Raw genomic sequence first — 20,948 nt, 5'->3', positions numbered from 1 at the left:
GACGCTCAAAGCGCCGCGTTGATCTTCTTGGCAGCCTCTTCGCTGACCCATGCCTGCCAGACTTCAGGATGTTCCTTGAGGAATGCCTTGGCCAGTGCCGGCGACTCGATCCGCTCCTTGGTCATGCGCGCCAGGTTCTGGTTCAGCAGGTCGATCGGGATGTTGACCTTCTCCAGCACAGCGACCAGCTCGGGCGCTTGTTCGTGGAAAACCTTGGACAGCCCGACCTTGATCGAGACGGTCTTGTCCACACCCTGCTTTTCCTGCAGCTTGACCAGATCGACCTGGCCCATCAGCGGCGTGGGGGTCCAGTAATAGAAGAGAATGGGTTCCCCGCGCTTGTAGCTGGACAACACCGCAGCATCCAATGCCGGGCCGGTGCCGGGGCGGAAGTTGGTATAGCTGCTTTCCAGGCCGTACTCCTTGAGCATCTTGCTGTTGTCCAGCTCGCAGGTCCAACCGGCCGGGCAATTGTAGAAGCGGCCCTTGTCGGGCTCTTCCTGATCTTTGAAGACACTGGCATATCTGGCCAGATCGGCCACGCTCTCGAGGCCTGGCGCCTTGGCCTGGAGCTTGCGTTTGGCGTCACCCTCGATCACATAGCGCGGCACATACCAACCCTCTTGCGCGCCCACCACCGGGGCGCCGACGCCCACCACCTTGCCGGCTGCCTCGGCCTTCTTCCACACCTCGCTACGGCCGACCCACTCCTCGGCGAACACCTGGATGTCATTGGTGCCCAGCGCGTTCTCCATGGTGATGGAGTTGCCGGGCAGACTGTCGGTTGCACAGCCGTAGCCGTTCTTCAGCACGAACTGCATCACGTCAGTCAGCAGCATGCCGCTTTCCCAGTTCAGGCCGGCGAATTTGACCGGCTTGCCGGACTCACACCAACCAGCAGCCTGGCTGCTGCCGGTGGCGCCGAGCAGGCCAAGGGTGAACAGCGAGGCAAGCAAGGTCTTGTTGGTTTTCATTGCATGACGCTCCAAACTTGAAAGTGGAAATCGGCAGTCCTTACAACAAAAATCACCGATTGGGGGCCGCCGTGCGGCCCACCGGGGCTGTCAGCCAGTGATCATCGGCAGGTTCAGACCCTGCTCTTTGGCGCAATCGATCGCAATCTGATAGCCGGCATCGGCGTGGCGCATCACACCGGTGGCCGGGTCGTTGGTCAGCACGCGAGCGATACGCTCAGCCGCTTCGTCGCTACCGTCGCACACAATCACCATGCCAGAGTGCTGGGAGAAGCCCATGCCCACGCCACCACCATGGTGCAGCGAGACCCAGGTGGCACCGCTGGCGGTGTTCAACAGTGCATTGAGCAGTGGCCAGTCGGACACCGCATCCGAGCCATCGTGCATGGCCTCGGTCTCGCGATTGGGGCTGGACACCGAGCCCGAGTCCAGGTGGTCACGGCCGATGACGATCGGCGCCGACAGTTCACCGCTGCGCACCATCTCGTTGAACGCCAGGCCCAACTTGGCGCGCAGGCCCAGGCCGACCCAACAGATGCGGGCTGGCAGCCCCTGGAAGCTGATGCGTTCGCGGGCCATGTCCAGCCAGCGGTGCAGGTGGGCGTCGTCCGGGATCAGCGCCTTGACCTTGGCGTCGGTCTTGTAGATGTCCTCGGCATCACCCGACAGCGCCGCCCAGCGGAACGGGCCGATACCGCGGCAGAACAGCGGGCGGATATAGGCAGGGACGAAGCCTGGGAAGTCAAAGGCGTTGGCGACCCCTTCTTCCTTGGCCATCTGGCGGATGTTGTTGCCGTAATCGAAGGTCGGAATACCCTGGCTCTGGAAGTCGAGCATGGCTTGCACATGCACGGCCATGGACTGCTTGGCGGCCTTGACCACAGCCGCCGGTTCGGTCTGGGCGCGGTCACGATACTGCTCCCAGGTCCAACCCGCTGGCAGGTAGCCATTGAGCGGGTCATGGGCACTGGTCTGGTCAGTGACCATGTCCGGGCGCACGCCACGCTTGACCAGCTCAGGCAGGATTTCGGCAGCGTTGCCATGCAGGGCGATGGAGATGGCCTTGCCTTCGCCGGTGTACTTGGCGATGCGCGCCAAGGCGTCATCGAGATCGCTAGCCTGCTCATCGACGTACCGCGTCTGCAGGCGGAAGTCGATGCGGCTCTGTTGGCACTCGATGTTCAGCGAGCAGGCACCCGCCAAGGTTGCAGCCAGTGGCTGGGCGCCGCCCATGCCGCCCAGGCCTGCCGTCAGTACCCACTTGCCCTTGAGGCTGCCGCCGTAGTGCTGGCGACCGGCTTCGACGAAGGTTTCGTAGGTGCCCTGAACGATGCCCTGGCTGCCGATGTAGATCCAGCTGCCGGCGGTCATCTGCCCGTACATGGCAAGGCCCTTGGCATCCAGTTCGTTGAAGTGCTCCCAGTTGGCCCAGTGCGGTACCAGGTTGGAGTTGGCGATCAGCACGCGCGGGGCGTTAGCGTGGGTCTTGAATACGCCGACCGGCTTGCCCGACTGAACCAGCAGGGTTTCATCGTCGTTCAGGTTGGTCAGGCTCTCGACGATCTTGTCGTAGCAGGCCCAGTTGCGCGCGGCGCGGCCAATGCCGCCATACACCACCAGCTCTTTCGGATTTTCGGCAACCTGTGGATCGAGGTTGTTCATCAACATGCGCAGCGGCGCTTCGGTCAGCCAGCTTTTGGCCGTCAGCTTGTTGCCGCGCGGGGCGCGGATTTCGACATCACGAAATTTGTTCAGCTTGTTGTCAGTCACGAAAGTGCTCCTCGGATGCTTACAGCGCGAAGGGGACGGCCTATCCACGATCGCGCACTTGGCTTTACTTGTACATACAAGCATATGCAATTGAATTGCCAAGTTGCCTGACAGCGCCTCGCCGAGGACGCTGAAAACAGCTTGCAGCCCATGCACGTCAAGGGCTCAGAGCAACAAGAAAAGCTGTGGTGGGGTAAAAACCAGACGTTTTTCACACTGGACGGCATTGCGCCATCCTGGGGCGTTCGGTAACAGACTGCTCCGTTTGGAAGCGTTACCAGGTTACTCTCGACCGATTGCAATGGCCCTGTCGCCTGCAAGCCGGCGGATCAGGGCCACTACATCCACTTATAGAGGGGACAGCTCGATCACGCAGCAGCGCCCGAGCACATCAATCTCCTGCAGGCGGGTGTTTTCGCTCACCTGCAAGCAGTCGTACAACCCCAGTGGCGGCTGCAGTTGCCCATCGATGCTCGCCTGCAATTGCGCCTGGCCACTGAACACGAGCACGGTGCTGGCCGCACTGAGCAGCCGGCTGCCACCGTTGAACCATTGCAGCCGGGCGCGGTAACGCCCAGGCGCATAGATCAGGTTGAAATCGCGAATCGGCCCGCCCAGCAGACTACAGTTCACCTGGCTTTCACCACTGAAGGCATAGGCATCGAAGGGCAACAGCGGCCGGCTGGATTCGCCGTCCACCGTCAAACGCATGCCATCGCCCTGCAGCACGGTGATGATGCGCTGGTAGCCGGCAAAGCTCGAAAAACCGCCAGACGCCTCAATGTCGGCAATCGACAGCCGCCAACCGAAGCCATCAAGCCCATCGCCGGTATCGCGGGTGATTTCTTCGGTAAACCCGCCACCGTTCTTCCACGGCATGCGCGGGTACTCTTCGGCGTGCAACCAGTGTATCTGCCTCATTTGCTGAAACGCCCTTCCAGACGATGACGAGACCCCGGATGGATCAGGCGCGCTGCGGTCACCGGCTGACGCCCCGACCAGGTACGGCGACGGATCAGCAGGCAAGGCTCGCCACGCTCGATCGTCAACAGTTGGCATTCGTCAGGCTCGGCAAGGATGGCCTCGACCACATGCTCGCCCTCCGTCAGCGGCGCCACCTGCGACAGGTAGGCGTAGGGCGTCTGCAGGGTAAAGTCCTGCTTGAGGTAGTCTGGAGCGATCTGCGCGTTGACGTAGCGATCCTCGATCTGCACCGGCACGCCGTTTTCGTAATGCACGATCAGCGAATGGAACACTCGCTGACCTTCACGCATGTCCAGGGCCAGCGCGCGCTCGGAACCGGCCGTCTCCTCGGCCAAGGTGATCACCTGGCAGCTATGCTGGTGGCCACGCGCGGCGATTTCGTCGGCAATGTTGTGAACTTCGAACAGCGCTGACTGGGTCTTGGGTTCGGCAACGAAAGTGCCGACGCCCTGCATCCGCACCAGCAGCCCATCAGCCGTGAGCTCGCGCAACGCACGGTTGATGGTCATGCGGCTGAAGCCAAGCTGGCTGACCAGTTCGCTCTCGGACGGCACCCGGTGGTGCGGGGGCCAGCTGCCACTTTCGATCTGCTGGATGATCATCTGCTTGACCCGGGCGTACAACGGCGCCGGGCCCTCGCCCATCGGGGCGACCAGCGCGGGGACAGGAGGTGTCGGCACGGCGTGGATCCTTGTGCGGAATGAATGAACGGTAGCTTGCCGCAGTTTACCCGGCAGGCAAACGGCTGTATATGTATATACAAGCTGAACACTCACAGGATAGCGCAATGCCCGCCTACTACGCCGAACGTGCCCTGCTGCCCACCGGTTGGGCCCACAATGTCCGCCTGGAGGTGGCCGCCGATGGTCATCTGGTGGGGGTCCAGGCCGATGCTACGGCCGAGGGCGCCGAACACCTCAAAGGGCCGGTACTGCCCGGCATGCCCAACCTGCACTCGCACGCTTTCCAGCGCGCGATGGCCGGCCTGGCCGAAGTGGCGGGCAATCCCAACGACAGCTTCTGGACCTGGCGCGAACTGATGTATCGCCTGGTCGGCAAAATCACCCCCGAGCAACTGCAGGTCATCGCCCGTCAGCTCTACATCGAGATGCTCAAGGCCGGCTACACCTCGGTGGCCGAGTTTCACTACGTGCACCATGACCCGGCGGGCAAGGCCTATGCCGACCCAACCGAGCTGTCCCGGCGCATCAGCGCGGCGGCGGCCAGCAGCGGTATCGGCCTGACCCTGCTGCCGGTGCTGTACAGCCATGCCGGCTTCGGTGGCCAGCCACCCAACCAGGGGCAGCGGCGCTTCATCAATTCCACCGAGCAGTACCTGCGACTGCATGCGCAACTCGCAGCGACGATCGCCGCACAACCCGCGCAGCAACTGGGCTTGTGCTTCCACTCACTGCGGGCGGTGACGCCAAGGCAGATCGCCCAGGTGTTGGCAGCAGGCGATCAGCAATGTCCAATCCACATTCATATTGCCGAGCAACAGAAGGAAGTCGACGACTGCCTGGCCTGGAGCGGCCTGCGCCCATTGCAGTGGCTGTATGAGCATGTGCAGGTCGATGCGCGCTGGTGCCTGGTACACGCCACCCACGCGCAGGCTGACGAAGTGGCAGCCATGGCCAGCAGTGGCGCGGTGGCCGGGTTGTGCCTGACCACCGAAGCCAACCTGGGTGACGGGATTTTCCCGGCGGTGGACTACCTGAGCCAGGGTGGCCGGATGGGGATCGGCTCTGACAGCCATGTATCACTGAGCGTGGTCGAAGAGCTGCGCTGGCTGGAATATGGCCAGCGCCTTCGTGACCAACGGCGCAACCGGCTTTATCGCGACGATCAGCCGATGGTCGGCCGTACGCTGTATGGCGCGGCGCTGATGGGTGGGGCTCAGGCAGTCGGGCAGCCTGTGGGGGCGCTGGCCGTGGGCAAACGTGCCGACTGGCTGGTGCTCGATGGGCAAGACCCGTATATCGCCACGGCCGACGAAGATGCAATTCTCAACCGCTGGCTGTTTGCCGGTGGCGACCGCCAGGTGCGCGATGTGATGGTCAACGGGCAGTGGGTGGTGCGCCAGGGGCGGCACGGGCAGGAGGAAGAAAGCGCTCGGGCGTTCGTCGAGGTGTTGCGACAGCTGTTGGGCTGACGACAGAGGGCCGCAAAGCGGCCTCTATGCCCTCAATGCATCTGCACGATCTGCTTGTCCGCCATTCGCCAGATCAGCCGGCTGGTGTCGTAGCCCTGCTGACGGGCCTTGGCCAGCAGGCTCTCGCGCTCCCAAGCCGGCAGCGTCGGTGTACGCGACAGGATCCACAGGTACCTGCGGTCGGGGCTGCCGACGATCGCCGAGCGGTAGTGGTCGTCCACGTACAGGATCCAGTACTCCCCCTTGGTCAGGCCAGGGACCAGGCGGGTGAACCAGTTGTCGAACTCCACCCACAGCCTGTCGGTATGCCCCGGCTGCTGGATGTTGGCATGCCCCTCGGCGCGCAGCCACTCGTCACCCATCGTGCGGCAGCGGCTCAGCACCCCGTACGAACCGTCAGGCTTGAGGTTGTAATGCGCTTCGGACTGAGCGCATTCGCTCTGGTACGGCATCGGTAAGCGCGCCAGCTCGTACCATTTGCCTTGATAGCGCTTGAGGTCGACATTGCCGGCGGTCTTGGGCGCCAGCGGGTCATTGGCCGACGTGGCGCAGCCACCCAACAGCATCACCAGGCACAACCCCAGCAGCAGGTGCAGACGCGTCATTTGAGGCCCTGCCCTGAATACATCAGTACCTTGTCGGCCGCGTATTGCACGCTGATGAAGCTCTTTTCGTCCCCCCAGGTACAGCTGCTCATGCCCAGTGCGCCGGAGCACTCGGTGGGCGTGCCGAGCAGTTGCTCGACCTCGGCCTTGTTCATGCCGGCCTTGAGCTTGGAATAGTTTTCCTGGTTGATCTTGCTGCACGCAGTCAGGATGACGCACAGGGACAACAGGGCGAGGGAACGCAACGACATGAAGGAACACTCCTGAATGGTGGGCGCAGGCGAGAGGCCTGCAGGGACCTTCGACGGGAAAAACGGTCCCTGGTTCCCTGCCATGCCCTTTTCGTTCCACACCATTGGTCGGCGGGCGCTGCCCAAACGATTAATGTTTTGCCGTGCCGAGTCGACACAGCGAGCACGCTGTGACGCGTGATCGCAGCACTCCTTTGCCTTGCCTTGTGCAGACCCAAAAAAAATGACCAAGAATCTCAAGTTCAGCCACAAGATCCTACTGGCCGCCGCCCTGGTGGTGGCCGTCGCCTTTACCTGTTTCGTGCTGTTCAACGACTACCGCCAACGCCAGTCCCTGCGCAGCGATACCCAGGCCAACCTGCAGGACCTCGGCCGCCTCACCGCAGGCAACATCCGCACCTGGCTCGACAGCCGCGTTCAGCTGCTGGCCTCGCTGGCCCAGCAGATTGCCGTCGATGGCCCGGGCAAGAGCAGCCTCGACAGAAGCCTGGCGCTGCCGGTGTACGCCAGCAATTTTCAGCTGACCTATTTCGGCGGCCAGGACGGCAGCATGCTGTCGGTGCCGGCCGGCAACCGCGCCGCCGACTACGACCCTCGTGCGCGCGGCTGGTACAAGGCAGCCAGTGCAGGCAGCCAGACCATCGTGACCGAACCGTACATTTCGGCTTCTGCCGGCAAGCTGGTCATCACCCTGGCCGCTCCCGTGCAGCAAGGGGGCCGGCTGATAGGCGTCAGCGGCGTGGACACCGACCTGCAAACCATCAGCAACCTGATCAACACGCTCGACTTCGATGGCCACGGCCACGCCTTCATCGTCAACGGCGAAGGCAAGATCCTGATCCACCCCAAGGCCGACCTGGCGCTCAAGACCTTGGCGGATGTCTACCCGGACAACACGCCGCACATCAGTAGCGGCCTTGAAGAAGTGCTGCTCGATGGACGCAGGCAGTTCATCAGCTTCACCCACGTCGACGGCGTGCCCTCGGCGGACTGGTATGTGGCGCTGGTGGTCGATCAGGACGCGGCCTTCGCCATGCTCGGCGAGCTGCGAACCTCGGCCATCGTCGCGACGATGATCGCGATACTGGTCATCATCGCCCTGCTCGGCCTGCTGATCCGCGTGCTGATGGAGCCGTTGCACCTGATGGGCCGGGCCATGCATGACATTGCCGAAGGCGAAGGTGACCTGACCCGGCGCCTGGCCATCCACGCGCAGGACGAGTTCGGCAGCCTTGCCCAGTCATTCAACCGTTTCGTCGAGCGCATTCATGAGTCGATCCGCGAAGTGGCCTCGGCCACTGGCCAGGTCAATGCGGTAGCCACGCAGGTAGTGAGCGCCTCGAATGCCTCCATCTGCAACGCCGACCAGCAGTCCAGCCGCACCAACAGCGTGGCCGCGGCCATCAACCAGCTGGGTGCCGCAGCCCAGGAGATCGCCCAGAACGCAGCGCTGGCCTCGCAACACTCCAGTGAGGCACGCGGCCTGGCCGAGGACGGCCAGCAGGTGGTCGGGCGCACCATCGACGTGATGAACCAGCTGTCGGCGCGCATCAGCGATTCATGCGGCAACATTGAAACGCTCAATGCCCACACCGCCAACATTGGGCAGATTCTCGATGTAATCAGCGGCATTTCCCAACAGACCAACCTGCTGGCACTCAACGCCGCGATCGAGGCAGCCCGTGCCGGTGAAGCCGGGCGAGGTTTTGCCGTGGTCGCCGACGAGGTCCGCAACCTGGCGCACCGCACCCAAGAGTCGGCGCAGCAGGTTCAGCGCCTGATCGAAGAATTGCAGGCCGGTGCACAGATGGCCGTCAGCACCATGAACCAGAGCCGTGAACACAGCGACCAGAGCGTCGGGATCGCCAACCAGGCGGGTGCGCGCCTGGGCAGCGTGACCCAGCGCATTGGCGAAATCGATGGCATGAACCAGTCAGTGGCTACCGCTACCGAGGAGCAGACGGCGGTGGTCGAGTCGATCAATGTTGACATCACCGAGATCAATACGCTGAATCAGGAAGGGGTGCAGAACCTGCAGAGCACGTTGCGTGCCTGCACCGACCTTGAACACCAGGTCGAGCGGTTGAAGCATCTGGTGGGGAGTTTCAGGATCTGAAACGAATGGGGGCCGCGTTGCGGCCCCATTCGTTACTCAAAACCTGGAGCCTGGCTCCAGCAAAAAGTCCATCTCTTCACTGGTGCTTGGCCGCTCCAGCAGCAGATTGCGATGCGGGAAGCGCCCGAACCGGGCAATCACCCGCTGGTGCTGCTCGGCATAATCCAGGAACCCTTCGAACAACCGCCGGTTGGCCTCGGGCTGCTCATCCAGCAGCATTTGGTAACGTTCCACGCACAGGTTCTGCCAGTCCAGCACCTCGGCATGCTCGAGCACCAGCAGCACGAATACCCGCTGGATCGGCAACAGCTGGTAATCCCAGCCCTTCTGCAACCCCTGCAGGGCCACGACCTGGGCACGCCGGTCGCCCTCGAAGGCACGCGGCGTGTCGCGGTAGATCATGCGCGGCAGCTGGTCCAGCAGTATCAGCAGGCCGAGCCACCCCTGCGGGCTTTGCTGCCACTCCTCGAGCCCGCCCGCCAGGGCATGCTCGACAAGCTCGCCAAACAGCGCATGCGCTTCGGCATCATGATGCTTGCCGAACCACAGCGTGCTCTTCTCGTCAGCCACGGCCTGGGGACTGGAGCCCCAACCGAACCACCACTCCAGCAACGGCTGCCAAGGTGCGAGCATGATTTACTCCTTGTGATAGGCGGTGACGCGCTCGACCTCTTCCTTCGAGCCGAGAATCACCGATACACGCTGGTGCAGGCTCTCTGGCTTGATGTCGAGGATGCGTTCGTAACCGTTGGTGGAGGCGCCGCCGGCCTGCTCGATGATGAACGACATCGGGTTGGCTTCGTACATCAGGCGCAGCTTGCCCGGCTTGCTCGGCTCGCGGGCGTCGCGCGGGTACATGAACAGACCGCCACGGGTCAGGATACGGTGCACGTCGGCCACCATCGAGGCGATCCAGCGCATGTTGTAGTTCTTTTTCAGCGGCCCGGTCTCACCGGCCAGCAGTTCGCCCACGTAGCGCTGAACCGGGGCTTCCCAGTGGCGCTGGTTGGACATGTTGATGGCGAACTCGGCGGTGGTTGCCGGGACCTGGATGTTTTCGTGGGTCAGGACGAAGCTGCCCAGCTCACGGTCCAGGGTGAAGCCCTTGACGCCGTTGCCCAGGGTCAGGATCAGCATGGTCTGCGGGCCATAGATGGCATAACCGGCGGCGACCTGCTCGGTACCTGGCTGCAGGAAGGCGTTTTCGTTCAGGGTTTCGTTCTGGCTCAGGTATTCATTGGGGCAACGCAGTACCGAGAAGATGGTACCGACCGAAACGTTGACGTCGATGTTCGACGAGCCGTCCAGCGGGTCGAAGACCAGCAGGTAGGCACCTTTGGGGTATCTGCCCGGGATCTGGTAGGCGTTGTCCATTTCCTCGGACGCCATGCCGGCCAGGTGGCCACCCCACTCGTTGGCCTCGAGCAGGATATCGTTGGAAATAACGTCGAGCTTCTTCTGCACTTCGCCCTGTACGTTTTCAGTGCCCATGCTGCCCAGCACGCCGCCGAGGGCGCCCTTGGACACGTGATGGCTGATTTCCTTGCACGCACGCGCCACCACTTCGATCAGGAAGCGCAGATCGGCAGGGGTATTGTTGCTGCGGGTCTGCTCAATCAGATAGCGACTCAGGGTAACGCGGGACATGTATGGCTCCGAAAGGATGGGGGAGAAAAACCCCCGCAGTTTACAGGGAGAGTTCAATGCTAGCGAGTAAAGAGACACGCCTGGGCAGTCAGACGGCACATCGGGTCGGTAGTTCAGCGCTCGCCAGGCCAGTGGTCAGGTGGGGCCGCTGTGCGGCCCCCAGGCTCAATCCAGCACCTTCCAGATCTCGGTCGCATACTCGCGAATGGTCCGGTCCGAAGAGAACCACCCCATCCGTGCGGTATTGAGCACCGCCATCCGCCACCACTCCTGGGGCGTATGCCACAACGCCTCCACCCGCTGCTGGGCATCCCAGTAGGCATCGAAGTCGGCACAGACCAGGAAGCGGTCGTAAGCCACCAGCCCGTCGATCAGCCCGGTATAGCGTGACGGGTCATCTGGAGAGAACACGCCACTGCGAACCGCCTGCAGCACATCGTTCAAGCGGTTGGAGGCGGCGATCGCGGCCACGGCGCCAAAATCGCCGGCACGCTTGCGCGCCTCCACCTGCTGCGCGGTCAGGCCGAAAATGAACATGTTGTCGGCACCCACCTGTTCGCACATCTCCACGTTGGCGCCATCGAGGGTACCGATGGTGAGTGCACCGTTGAGCCCGAACTTCATGTTGCTTGTGCCCGACGCTTCGTAGCCGGCCGTGGAAATCTGTTCCGACAGGTCCGCCGCCGGGATGATGCTCTCGGCCAGGCTGACGTTGTAGTTGGGCAGGAACACCACCTTGAGCAGGCCGCGCACGGTGGGGTCGTTGTTGACCACCCGGGCGATGTCATTGGCCAGCTTGATGATCAGCTTGGCCTGGTGATAGCTGGCTGCAGCCTTGCCGGCAAAGATCTTCACCCGCGGCACCCAGTTGGTGCCCGGGTCGTTACGAATGGCCTGGTACAGCGCCACGGTGTGCAGCAGGTTGAGCAGCTGGCGCTTGTACTCGTGGATGCGCTTGACCTGCACATCGAACAGCGCCTCTGGGTTGACCGTGACGCCCACGCGGTCCTGGATGATGCTGGCCAACGCGCGCTTGCTGTGCAGGCGCTGCTCGGCGAACTGCTTGAGGAAGACGCCCTTGTCGGCGAACGGTACCAGGTTGGCCAGGCGCCCTTGCGGGTCGTCGAGCAACTCTGGCCCCAGGGCTTCCACCAGCATCGACGTCAACTTCGGGTTGGACTGGTACAGCCAGCGGCGGAAGGTAATGCCGTTGGTCTTGTTGTTGATCCGCTGGGGGTACAGCTTGTGCAACTCGGCGAACACCGTGCTTTTCATCAGTTTGCTGTGCAGCGCCGATACCCCGTTGACGCTGTGCGAGCCCAGAAACGCAAGGTTGCCCATGCGCACCCGGCGGCCGTTGTCTTCCTCGATCAGCGACACCGCCCGCAGCACGTCGAAGTCATGCAGGCCCTTCGCGCGCAGGGCATCGATATGGTAGGCATTGATCAGGTAGATGATCTGCATGTGCCGCGGCAGCATGCGTTCCATCAAGGCCACCGGCCACGTCTCCAGCGCCTCGGGCAGCAGGGTGTGGTTTGTGTAGGCCAGGGTGCCGACGGTCAGCTCCCAGGCTTTCTCCCACGGGATTTCATGCTGGTCCACCAACAGCCGCATCAATTCGGCGACGGCGATCGACGGGTGCGTGTCGTTGAGCTGAATGGCCGCAGCATCCGGCAGGTTGAGCAAGTCCTTGTGCATGTTCAGATGGCGTCGCAGCAGGTCCTGCAGCGATGCCGACACGAAGAAGTATTCCTGGCGCAGGCGCAATTCCTGCCCCGCTTCGGTGCTGTCGGCCGGGTACAGCACGCGGGAGATGCTCTCGGCGCGAGCCACTTCGGCCACCGCGCCAAGGTGGTCACCGGCATTGAAGCGCTCCAGGTGCAGCTCTTCCAGCGCCCGTGCGCGCCAGAGGCGCAAGGTGTTGACGCTGGAGCCGCGCCAGCCGACCACCGGCGTGTCGTAGGCGACCGCCCGCACCGTCTCGCCCGGCGACCACACCTGACGCTGCTGGCCATGGGTATCGTGCACCGTTTCGACGCTGCCGCCGAAGCTGATCGGGTAGATCACCTCGGCGCGCTCGAACTCCCAAGGGTTACCGAAATCCAGCCAGTTTTCGGTCTGTTCCTGCTGCCATCCGTCGACCATGGCCTGGCGGAACAGCCCGTGTTCATAGCGGATGCCGTAACCGTGGGCGGCGATGCCCAGCGTCGACATGCTCTCCATGAAACAGGCAGCCAGACGGCCCAGGCCACCGTTGCCCAGCGCGGCGTCCGGCTCCAGCAGGCGGATGCGCTCCAGGTCCACGTCCAGCCCCTCCAGCGCATCACGGGCGATGTCCAGCAGGCCTAGGTTGCTCAGGCTGTCGTAGAGCAGGCGCCCGATGAGAAATTCCAGAGAGAGGTAATAGACCCGCTTCTGGCTGCGCCGATAGGCCTGACGGGTGTGATCCATCCAGTGATCGACCATGTGATCGCGCGCAGCCAGGGCTATGGCCTCGAACCAGTCGTGGTCAAAGGCGTGCTCCGGGTCCTTGCCGACCGCGTAGGTCAGTTTGTCCAGTACAGCGGCGCGAAAGTCGGCCACCTCGGCGTCACGTGCTTTGGGTTCCTGGGACATGTGGCATCCTCGGGCAAATTGGCGAAAGTGGCGGGAGAGTGTTGAGACTAGACCCTTCGACAGGGAGTGACAGTCTCCGTTCGCAGTTTTCATGCCGGCTTGGCCAATCCGGCAAAAGGTTGTTCACAAATTGAACAACTCCGGTATCATCGCGCGCCCCAAGACCGTGATCCACCCCTTATAACGATGAAAACGACCCTGATTGCCGCAGCCGAAGTCGACCGCCTGGAAACCTGGCAACGCTATGCCAGCCACATGTGCGGGGGCTGTCATTCGACCTGCTGCACCCTGCCTGTGGAAGTGAAGATCAAAGACCTGATCCGCATCGGCGTGGTGGACGAGTTCGAAAAGGACGAACCGCCGAAGAACGTGGCCAAGCGCTTGCAAAAGGAAGGCATCATCGAGCGATTCAACCAGAAGTCGGGGATCTTCACCCTGACCCGGATGAGCAACGATGATTGCATGTACCTGGATCGTAAGAGCCGGCTGTGCACCATTTATGACAAGCGCCCGGATACTTGCAGGAACCACCCGAAGGTCGGGCCGCGGCCGGGGTATTGTGCTTACAAGCCGAAAGCACCCGGACGTTGACGAGCCATCTGAGACCCAATAGACTTTTAACCGTCTTGATGTACACGGAGCTTCCTTCGGGAAGTGTCTAGACGCCGCCATCTGGTTCCGGCCGTGCCGGTTGATGGGATTAGTCCCTAAGGGCATCCGCGATACGACCCCCTTCATTGGGGGTTTCGTATTTTTACAGGTTGCTATCGCCTTACAGGCCGTCGAATCGGCTCATTTCTCAGTTTCTTCAGCATCAGCAACCAGCCTTTAATCTTCTCGTGCCGCTTCAGCGCCGTAGGCCGATTCGAAGGATGGCCAGGGTCACGCACATAAGCACTTTCCACATGGAGTTTCAGGCTACGGGGCGAGTCTCGACGCAAGTTGAAATACACCTCATATCGACTGCCCTCCGGATACCCGAACTGATTACCCTCGATGGTCAACCAGTTGCTATGCCCAGTAAATAGGCACTGTCGCTCAGGCAACGAAGCAATAACCGAAGGCAACTGAACTGACAGCTTGTGACGACCAGGGCAGAAGGCACGGCGAATTCCCCGATGATCGATCAAGAGGTGATCGTGCCCCATATGTTCGAAGTCCAGTTCAGTACCTTGCTTGGGACCCTAGCTGACGCAGTGACTTGAGTACTCGACCGCCAGTGCTACTTCCCCCATGCCCCGATCAGCCAGGCCCGGGATCTTCAACTGATGTGAGATTGGACGCAAATGAAGCAGACTCCATGAACTGCCTGCGACCTCGATCTGGCCACGAGCCAAGTGTTCCTTCCACCCCTTGCCCTTCATTTTCAGCCTCAATCAATTGCCAATAGGCAGCGTACTGAGGCCATCGGCTATTGCCAAAGACAGCTTGGTAAGTAATTGAGTAGAAAGAAACATGCTGTAACCGACACTGGAAATATCGGTTTCCAGTTTGCCCAAAATCAAGTCTTCACACCTCCGACCCAAGGCAACTCAACGCTGTACATCTATTCCACTAAGAAAATTTCCCACTATTGATACAGATAGTTCCTACAGGTTTGGGCTGGCGACATCAGCCCTCGCGAAATACCCTACAAACCCTGTCGACTCGCGTCTGATTGTTACTGGAAAGCTGTCCCCCTAGGCTTTCCAGGTCGCTGAACAGTTCAGCGATCGAGGTGTGGAAACCTCGGCAATTCAACATGGAGGCTGTCGTCATGACAGCTGTACGCGGGAGGCTTCCGAGCCTACCGGGTTTTCCATGTGCCTGGTTTTCCACCCCGTGTGCAGCTGTCACCCCAATGTGTGGAAACGGACGGGTGGCACATGAATGACATGGAGCCGATATGAAAAAGCTAGTCCCTGACCCACCCCACCACTTCGACCTCCCAGACGGCACGACCCTCACCCACGCCATCTGCGAAAACCTCGTCCCCCTCGACCACGTCGTGGTCAACATCACCCATTACCTGATGATCGCCTACAACCACAGCCACCGCGCCCTCGACTGCATCGAGGATGACCGCACGCGGGAGACGCTGGTGAATGGCTTGCGGGCCATGCAGTTGGCCTGGGGACAGGCGGATGCCTTATCGCTCGCCTTGGAACGTGCCGGCAGCACGCGCCTTTTCGCGGGCATGCCCGCCCCCACAGGGACTGTGCAATGCCCGAGGCCTGCGCCGTACCTGTGGGAGCGGGCGAGCCCGCGGAACCGGCGAAGCCGGTGCCATCCACAACAACACTCCGGGTGAAAAACCAATGACCGAAAACAACCAGACCACCCCCGGCAAAACCTGCTTCTACCAGGGCGATGAGCACAAACGACCCCTGTTCCAGGTCTGCGCAGGCATCCCCTGCCAGGACGCCCGAGACCAAGCCTCCGAACTGCTGGGATGCGTGCGCGACCTGACCCTTACCGCCGTCATGGACAACGACCCGCAACTGATCTGGGCCGCACACTACCTCAGTGCATTGGCCAAGGCCCTGCTGGACGATGCCGAACTGGGCATGCGGCACTGAGCCAGCGCTTCACGCGCTTTCTGCCGGGAAGCTGCGGCAAGCACCGCCGTGATCCGTCGGCGGATGCGCGGGATATGTCTGCGGCAGCACGCTGACCGGGCTGGTGGCGATGAAGCCATCAGCGAACTTCGCTTCGACGAACTGCGCCTGCCACCCCGTTGCTGGCGCCGTGCGTTGCAGGGTGAAGTGTTGCTGAGGGTCCAGCGTCTCGGACTGGTAGCGAACCGCGCAGGCATAGCGGAAATCGCGATCCTGGCTGTTGTTTGCCGTCCATACCCTCACTGCCACGGGCGGCTCGGACAAGTCGACAGCCATCAGCCCAGGTTGCCCGCCCTCTGACACCTGCACGCTCGGCAGCGCTTTGCCATCGCGCAGGCGTGTCACCGCCGGCACCAAGGTGCTGACCACCTGCTGACGCACCCCACCGTGGTCCGAGTTCGGCAACACTCTCAGGCTGGTCTGGCCTGGCAGGCGTTGCTGATAATCGGTGACGGGGTCGGGCGCGAAGAAATCATCGCCGCTGGCAGACACCAGATACTTGGGAATCGCCAGGCGCTGCCCCTCCTCGCTCAGGTACTGCATCGGGTCCATCATCGCCATGAGCCGCTCGAATGCCGGGGTGCCCAGTTGTTGCAGCACACCGGCCTGCTGGTAGGAGCCCAGTGCCAAGGGCCAGTGACCGCCATAGCGCTTGCGCAATCCAGCCAGCATGTCCGAGGTGTCCGCCACGTCGATTACGGCAGGCACGATGGCGATCACCCGCTCATCGGCCAGCGCCGTGAGCCACGCGCTCCAGCCACGCTTGGAGGCACCTGTGATGATGAAACTGTCCACCGTGAGCCCTTGCTTACCCAGTTCCAGTTCGGCCAGGTCCATCGCCCGGCTCGCCGCCGCAGCCATCGGCACATGCAGGGGTAGTTCCGGCGCGGCACCGCGCAGCGAATGTGCCCAGGTATGCGCCACGGCGTCATCCTCGCGCAGGGGCTTCTCGACATCACTGAAGGTCACGTACTGGTTGGGCGCATCGCTGATCATGACCACGGCCATCTGCGACTTGAGAGCCACTTCGCGCAATGCTTCACGGGTATAGTCCGGGCTCTGCGCCGGCCCGTGCCGCACGCCGTTGTTCACCACCAGCAAGGCTTTGCCGGGCACTGCATTGCGCGGCACATGCAGCTCGACGTCGTGCTCCCAGCGACGCGGTTCAACCACCGGCACTGGGTCCCACACCTGCGAAACCATCTGCAAGCGACGGAAATCGTAGCCAGGTTCAGAGGCCTGTTCGAGCAGCACGGCCTCCAGAGGCTTCTGCCGCACATCGCCGATGTGGCAGTGAACGACTTCCTGCGGGCGCAGGCCGCTACAGTCCTGCAGAGCGCTGGCATGGAAACTGGCCATCAGGCAGGGGATGGCAAGCGCAAATCGGTACTTCATGGGCGTGCTTCCTCTGGAGAAAGCACGTCACGCTAGGCGGCCCTACAACCGTACACAAGGCGTGAACACGCCTGAAAGAAGTTCCCTACACCAGCTTGAGACATAGACTACAACTCGCATCTCCAGACAAACAAAAACGCCCCCGGCCTTTCGATCGGGGGCGTTTTCATTCAGCCTGAGCTAACTCAGTTCTTGGCTTTCTTGGCAGCGCGGGTACGCTCGCCTTCGTCCAGGATCTTCTTGCGCAGACGGATCGACTTCGGCGTGACTTCGCACAGCTCGTCGTCCTGGATGAATTCCAGGGCCTGTTCGAGGGTGTGGCGAACTGGCGGAACCAGGGCGATGACTTCGTCTTTGCCCGAAGCACGCATGTTGTCGAGCTTCTTGCCTTTGGTCGGGTTCACGCCCAGATCGTTGTCACGGCTGTTCAGACCGATGATCTGACCGTTGTAGATCTCCTGGCCGTGCTCGACGAACAGCTTGCCGCGCGCCTGCAGGGTTTCCAGGGAGTAGGTCAGTGCCTTGCCGGTCTCGACCGATACCAGTACACCGTTGAGGCGGCCGGACATCTGGCCCGACTTCATGGTGTCGTAGCGATCGAAGATCGAGGTCAGGATGCCTGCACCGTTGGTCAGGGTCAGGAACTGGTTACGGAAGCCGATCAGGCCACGGGCTGGAATGTTGTACTCCAGGCGAACACGGCCCTTGCCATCCGGAACCATGTTGGTCAGGTCGCCTTTACGCAGACCCATCTCTTCCATCACCTTGCCCTGGGATTCCTCAGGGATGTCGATGGTGACGTTCTCGAACGGTTCCTGCTTGACGCCATCCACTTCGCGGATGATCACTTCAGGACGGCCCACGGCCATCTCGAAGCCTTCACGGCGCATGGTTTCGATCAGTACCGACAGGTGCAGTTCACCACGGCCCGATACCTTGAACTTGTCAGGGGAATCGGTTTCCTGAACACGCAGAGCAACGTTGTACAGCAGCTCTTTGTCCAGACGGTCCTTGATGTTACGGCTGGTGACGAACTTGCCTTCCTTGCCGCAGAACGGCGAGTCGTTGACCTGGAAGGTCATCGAAACGGTTGGCTCGTCAACGGTCAGCGGCTTCATCGCTTCGACGGCAGTCGGGTCGCACAGGGTGTCGGAGATGAACAGCTCGTCGAAACCGCTGATGCAGACGATGTCGCCAGCCTGGGCTTCTTCGACGTCGACGCGGTGCAGGCCGTGGTGGCCCATCAGCTTGAGGATACGGCCGTTACGCTTCTTGCCGTTGGTGTCGATGGCGACGACCGGGGTGTTCGGCTTCACGCGGCCACGGGCGATACGGCCAACGCCGATGACACCCAGGAAGCTGTTGTAGTCCAGTGCCGAGATCTGCATCTGGAACGGGCCTTCACGGTCAACGTCCGGCGCGGGTACGTTGTCGACGATCGACTGGTACAGCGGGGTCATGTCTTCGGCCATAGCGGTGTGGTCCAGGCCGGCAATGCCGTTCAGGGCCGAGGCGTAGACCACTTTGAAGTCCAGCTGCTCGTCGGTTGCACCGAGGTTGTCGAACAGGTCGAAGATCTGGTCCAGAACCCAGTCAGGACGTGCGCCCGGACGGTCGACCTTGTTGATCACGACGATCGGCTTGAGGCCGGCTTCGAAGGCCTTCTTGGTCACGAAGCGGGTTTGCGGCATAGGGCCGTCCTGGGCGTCGACCAGCAGCAGCACGGAGTCGACCATGGACATTACACGCTCAACCTCGCCACCGAAGTCGGCGTGGCCGGGGGTGTCGACGATGTTGATGTGGTAGCCGTTCCAGTTGATGGCGGTGTTTTTCGCCAGAATGGTAATGCCACGCTCTTTTTCCTGGTCGTTGGAGTCCATTACGCGCTCGTCGTTGAGCTCGTTACGTTCCAGGGTGCCGGACTGACGCAGGAGTTTGTCGACCAGGGTGGTTTTACCATGGTCAACGTGGGCGATGATGGCGATGTTACGCAGATTTTCGATCACAACTGTATCTCGATCAGAGGATTCGGTTGCCGCCAGTCTAGGCGGCCAATATGAAGGTAAAAGGCTCAGCGGGCCCGGCGGTCGGGAGGGCGATGGCGGATGCTGCCGCCATACAGCCCTGGGGTCTTATGCCGGACGATAAACACGCACATTGGCATGTCCCTCACTGAGCAGGTGGTGTGCGTGCAATCGGCTCATCACACCTTTGTCGCAATACAGCAAGTACTGGCGGGTTTCATCCAGCTGCTTGAACTTGCTGTTGATCGCGTAGAACGGCATCACCTGAACTTCGATACCCTCGAGCACCAAAGGCTCGTCTTCCTGGGCGTCAGGGTGACGGATGTCGATCACGATCTGGCCTGGCAATGCTTCGCTGACTTCCTCGATTTCCACGTCCTTGCCCAGCTCGTCGATCACGTGGTCGATCGAGATGAACTTGGCACGTTCGAGGGCGCGCTCCAGCACGGCCATGTCGAACTGCTTCTCCTCATGCTCCATGCGGTGACGCTTGGCATGGGTGGTCGGGTTCACCGAGATCACGCCGCAATATTCAGGCATGTGCTTGGCGAAGTCGGCGGTGCCGATTTCGTTGGCCAGGTCGATGATGTCCTGCTTGTGGCTGGCCAGCAATGGGCGCAGCACCAGCTTGTCGGTGGCCGAATCGATGATCGACAGGTTCGGCAGCGTCTGGCTGGACACCTGGGAGATCGCCTCGCCGGTGACCAGCGCATCGATTTCCAGACGATCGGCCATGCGCGCAGCGCCGCGCAGCATCATGCGCTTGAGGGTCACGCCCATGTAGCTGTTGTCGACCTTGTTGAGGATCTCGCCGACCACTTCTTCGAACGGCACGCTGATGAACAGTACGCGCTGGCTGCTGCCGTACTTTTTCCACAGGTAGTGGGCCACTTCCATCACGCCCAGTTCGTGGGCCCGGCCGCCGAGGTTGAAGAAGCAGAAATGGGTCATCAGGCCGCGACGCATCATCTGGTAGGCCGCCACGGTGGAGTCGAAACCGCCGGACATCAGGACCAGGGTCTGCTCCAGGGCCCCCAGCGGGTAGCCGCCGATGCCTTGATGCTGATTGTGGATCACGTACAGGCGCTGGTTGCGGATTTCGATGCGCACCGTCACTTCAGGCTGCTTGAGCTCGATGCCGGCGGCGCCGCACTGCTGGCGCAGCTGGCTACCCACGTAACGGTCGACGTCCATCGAGGTGAAGTCATGGTGGCCGCCACGCTTGCAACGCACGGCGAAATACTTGCCGGCGAGCAAGTGGCCGAAGTGCTGCTTGCACTTGGCGACGATATCGTCGAAGTCCCCTAGCGGGTATTCCTCTACCTGCAGGAAGTGGGTGATCCCCGGGGTGCAGGTGAGGCGCTCGATCATCTCGCGCTGGACTTTTTCGTCTTCGACGCGGGTGACCACTTCGAGGTTGTCCCAGACACCATCGACCGCGAGCTCAGGGTCGAGGTCCTTGAGCACGTTGCGGATGTTCTTGCCGAGCTGGCGGATGAAGCGCTTGCGCACCGGCCGGCTCTTGATGGTGATTTCTGGGAAGACTTTGACGATAAGTTTCATTGGTTAACAGCGCGCGCAGGGCCTGCCGAAAAATGAGGGGCGCGAATTATATCGGAAATTGCTCAGGATTTGACCAACTTTTGTACAGAAGGTCGGATTTATATTGCCGGTACTGGCCTCATCGCCGGCCAGCCAGCGCCTGGGGGACATCGGCAGGCCTCACGACCGGCGCCTTATCTGTGCGAGCAGGCGCGCCGGCGATGAAGCCCCTAAAGGAAGCACACGGCCCAAACTGTGCACGTAATTGGTGCACC

16 protein-coding genes and 2 pseudogenes are annotated in these 20,948 nt (G+C 61.7%); 6 read left to right on the top strand and 12 right to left on the bottom strand.

Going from position 1 to position 20,948, the window contains the following annotated elements; translation table 11 throughout:
* Window positions 1-5 precede the first annotated feature (5 nt).
* The 4 genes from ACIPZC_RS02625 to hutC all read right to left on the bottom strand — a co-directional run bounded on the left by ACIPZC_RS02625 (window position 6) and on the right by hutC (window position 4,372).
* The gene (locus ACIPZC_RS02625; protein ID WP_400624651.1) at window positions 6-974 is read right to left on the bottom strand and encodes an ABC transporter substrate-binding protein; all 969 of its coding nucleotides are present in this window, start codon (window positions 972-974) and stop codon (window positions 6-8) included.
* Window positions 975-1,064: 90 nt separating this feature from the next.
* A complete protein-coding gene (gene hutU / locus ACIPZC_RS02620; RefSeq protein ID WP_400624649.1) occupies window positions 1,065-2,744 on the bottom strand; it encodes a urocanate hydratase in 1,680 nt (559 codons plus the stop codon).
* Window positions 2,745-3,092: 348 nt separating this feature from the next.
* Entirely contained in the window at window positions 3,093-3,665 is a 573-nt protein-coding gene (locus ACIPZC_RS02615; protein ID WP_241804109.1) for a HutD family protein, read from the bottom strand.
* The gene (gene hutC, locus ACIPZC_RS02610) at window positions 3,662-4,372 is read right to left on the bottom strand and encodes a histidine utilization repressor (protein ID WP_241804130.1); all 711 of its coding nucleotides are present in this window, start codon (window positions 4,370-4,372) and stop codon (window positions 3,662-3,664) included. The genes ACIPZC_RS02615 and hutC overlap by 4 nt, the downstream gene beginning before the upstream one ends.
* Before the next feature lie 143 nt (window positions 4,373-4,515).
* Here hutC and ACIPZC_RS02605 point away from each other — a divergent pair, with 143 nt between their 5' ends.
* Window positions 4,516-5,880, top strand: a complete 1,365-nt coding sequence (locus tag ACIPZC_RS02605; RefSeq protein WP_400624647.1) for a formimidoylglutamate deiminase — start codon at window positions 4,516-4,518, stop codon at window positions 5,878-5,880.
* Between the two features lie 32 nt (window positions 5,881-5,912).
* Here the strand turns inward: ACIPZC_RS02605 and ACIPZC_RS02600 are convergent, their stop codons facing one another.
* Complete coding sequence (locus ACIPZC_RS02600) at window positions 5,913-6,485, bottom strand: lipocalin family protein (RefSeq protein WP_241804111.1); 573 nt, start codon at window positions 6,483-6,485, stop codon at window positions 5,913-5,915.
* The gene (gene bamE / locus ACIPZC_RS02595) at window positions 6,482-6,736 is read right to left on the bottom strand and encodes an outer membrane protein assembly factor BamE (RefSeq protein WP_012312368.1); all 255 of its coding nucleotides are present in this window, start codon (window positions 6,734-6,736) and stop codon (window positions 6,482-6,484) included. The genes ACIPZC_RS02600 and bamE overlap by 4 nt, the downstream gene beginning before the upstream one ends.
* Window positions 6,737-6,959: 223 nt before the next feature.
* Between bamE and ACIPZC_RS02590 the strand changes: the two are divergent.
* Window positions 6,960-7,997: pseudogene (locus ACIPZC_RS02590) on the top strand (cache domain-containing protein); the annotation flags it as partial.
* Between the two features lie 24 nt (window positions 7,998-8,021).
* On the top strand, window positions 8,022-8,852 hold the full coding sequence (locus ACIPZC_RS02585) for a methyl-accepting chemotaxis protein (protein ID WP_372490520.1): 831 nt from the start codon (window positions 8,022-8,024) through the stop codon (window positions 8,850-8,852).
* 36 nt (window positions 8,853-8,888) lie between these two features.
* Here ACIPZC_RS02585 and ACIPZC_RS02580 read toward each other — a convergent pair whose 3' ends face one another.
* From ACIPZC_RS02580 to ACIPZC_RS02570, 3 genes are all read right to left on the bottom strand, one after another.
* The gene (locus tag ACIPZC_RS02580) at window positions 8,889-9,485 is read right to left on the bottom strand and encodes a DUF924 family protein (RefSeq protein ID WP_400624644.1); all 597 of its coding nucleotides are present in this window, start codon (window positions 9,483-9,485) and stop codon (window positions 8,889-8,891) included.
* A 3-nt stretch (window positions 9,486-9,488) separates the two neighbouring features.
* Complete coding sequence (locus ACIPZC_RS02575; protein ID WP_012312365.1) at window positions 9,489-10,499, bottom strand: class 1 fructose-bisphosphatase; 1,011 nt, start codon at window positions 10,497-10,499, stop codon at window positions 9,489-9,491.
* 165 nt (window positions 10,500-10,664) lie between these two features.
* Complete coding sequence (locus tag ACIPZC_RS02570; protein ID WP_400624641.1) at window positions 10,665-13,115, bottom strand: glycogen/starch/alpha-glucan phosphorylase; 2,451 nt, start codon at window positions 13,113-13,115, stop codon at window positions 10,665-10,667.
* Between the two features lie 186 nt (window positions 13,116-13,301).
* On the opposite strand from ACIPZC_RS02570, the gene ACIPZC_RS02565 reads away from it, so the two are divergent.
* The 3 genes and pseudogenes from ACIPZC_RS02565 to ACIPZC_RS02555 all read left to right on the top strand — a co-directional run bounded on the left by ACIPZC_RS02565 (window position 13,302) and on the right by ACIPZC_RS02555 (window position 15,673).
* Complete coding sequence (locus ACIPZC_RS02565) at window positions 13,302-13,706, top strand: YkgJ family cysteine cluster protein (protein WP_241804115.1); 405 nt, start codon at window positions 13,302-13,304, stop codon at window positions 13,704-13,706.
* Window positions 13,707-15,000: 1,294 nt separating this feature from the next.
* Window positions 15,001-15,273, top strand: a pseudogene (locus ACIPZC_RS02560) (hypothetical protein); the annotation flags it as partial.
* Window positions 15,274-15,412: 139 nt separating this feature from the next.
* Window positions 15,413-15,673, top strand: a complete 261-nt coding sequence (locus ACIPZC_RS02555; protein ID WP_400624639.1) for a DUF3077 domain-containing protein — start codon at window positions 15,413-15,415, stop codon at window positions 15,671-15,673.
* Between the two features lie 9 nt (window positions 15,674-15,682).
* Here ACIPZC_RS02555 and ACIPZC_RS02550 read toward each other — a convergent pair whose 3' ends face one another.
* The 3 genes from ACIPZC_RS02550 to thiI form a co-directional block, all read right to left on the bottom strand.
* Window positions 15,683-17,107 carry a PhoPQ-activated protein PqaA family protein gene (locus ACIPZC_RS02550; RefSeq protein WP_400624637.1) on the bottom strand — a complete coding sequence of 475 codons (1,425 nt, stop codon included), beginning with the start codon at window positions 17,105-17,107 and terminating at the stop codon, window positions 15,683-15,685.
* 185 nt (window positions 17,108-17,292) lie between these two features.
* Window positions 17,293-19,113, bottom strand: a complete 1,821-nt coding sequence (typA, locus tag ACIPZC_RS02545; RefSeq protein ID WP_267820423.1) for a translational GTPase TypA — start codon at window positions 19,111-19,113, stop codon at window positions 17,293-17,295.
* Window positions 19,114-19,239: 126 nt separating this feature from the next.
* The gene (gene thiI, locus ACIPZC_RS02540; RefSeq protein WP_241805180.1) at window positions 19,240-20,694 is read right to left on the bottom strand and encodes a tRNA uracil 4-sulfurtransferase ThiI; all 1,455 of its coding nucleotides are present in this window, start codon (window positions 20,692-20,694) and stop codon (window positions 19,240-19,242) included.
* Window positions 20,695-20,948 lie beyond the last annotated feature (254 nt).

This window comes from Pseudomonas sp. NPDC089743 (genome assembly GCF_044748785.1).
Classification (GTDB): Bacteria; Pseudomonadota; Gammaproteobacteria; order Pseudomonadales; family Pseudomonadaceae; genus Aquipseudomonas; species Aquipseudomonas putida_X.
Note: the sequence above shows the minus strand (reverse complement) of the source record. Positions and strands in the feature narration are given on the sequence as shown.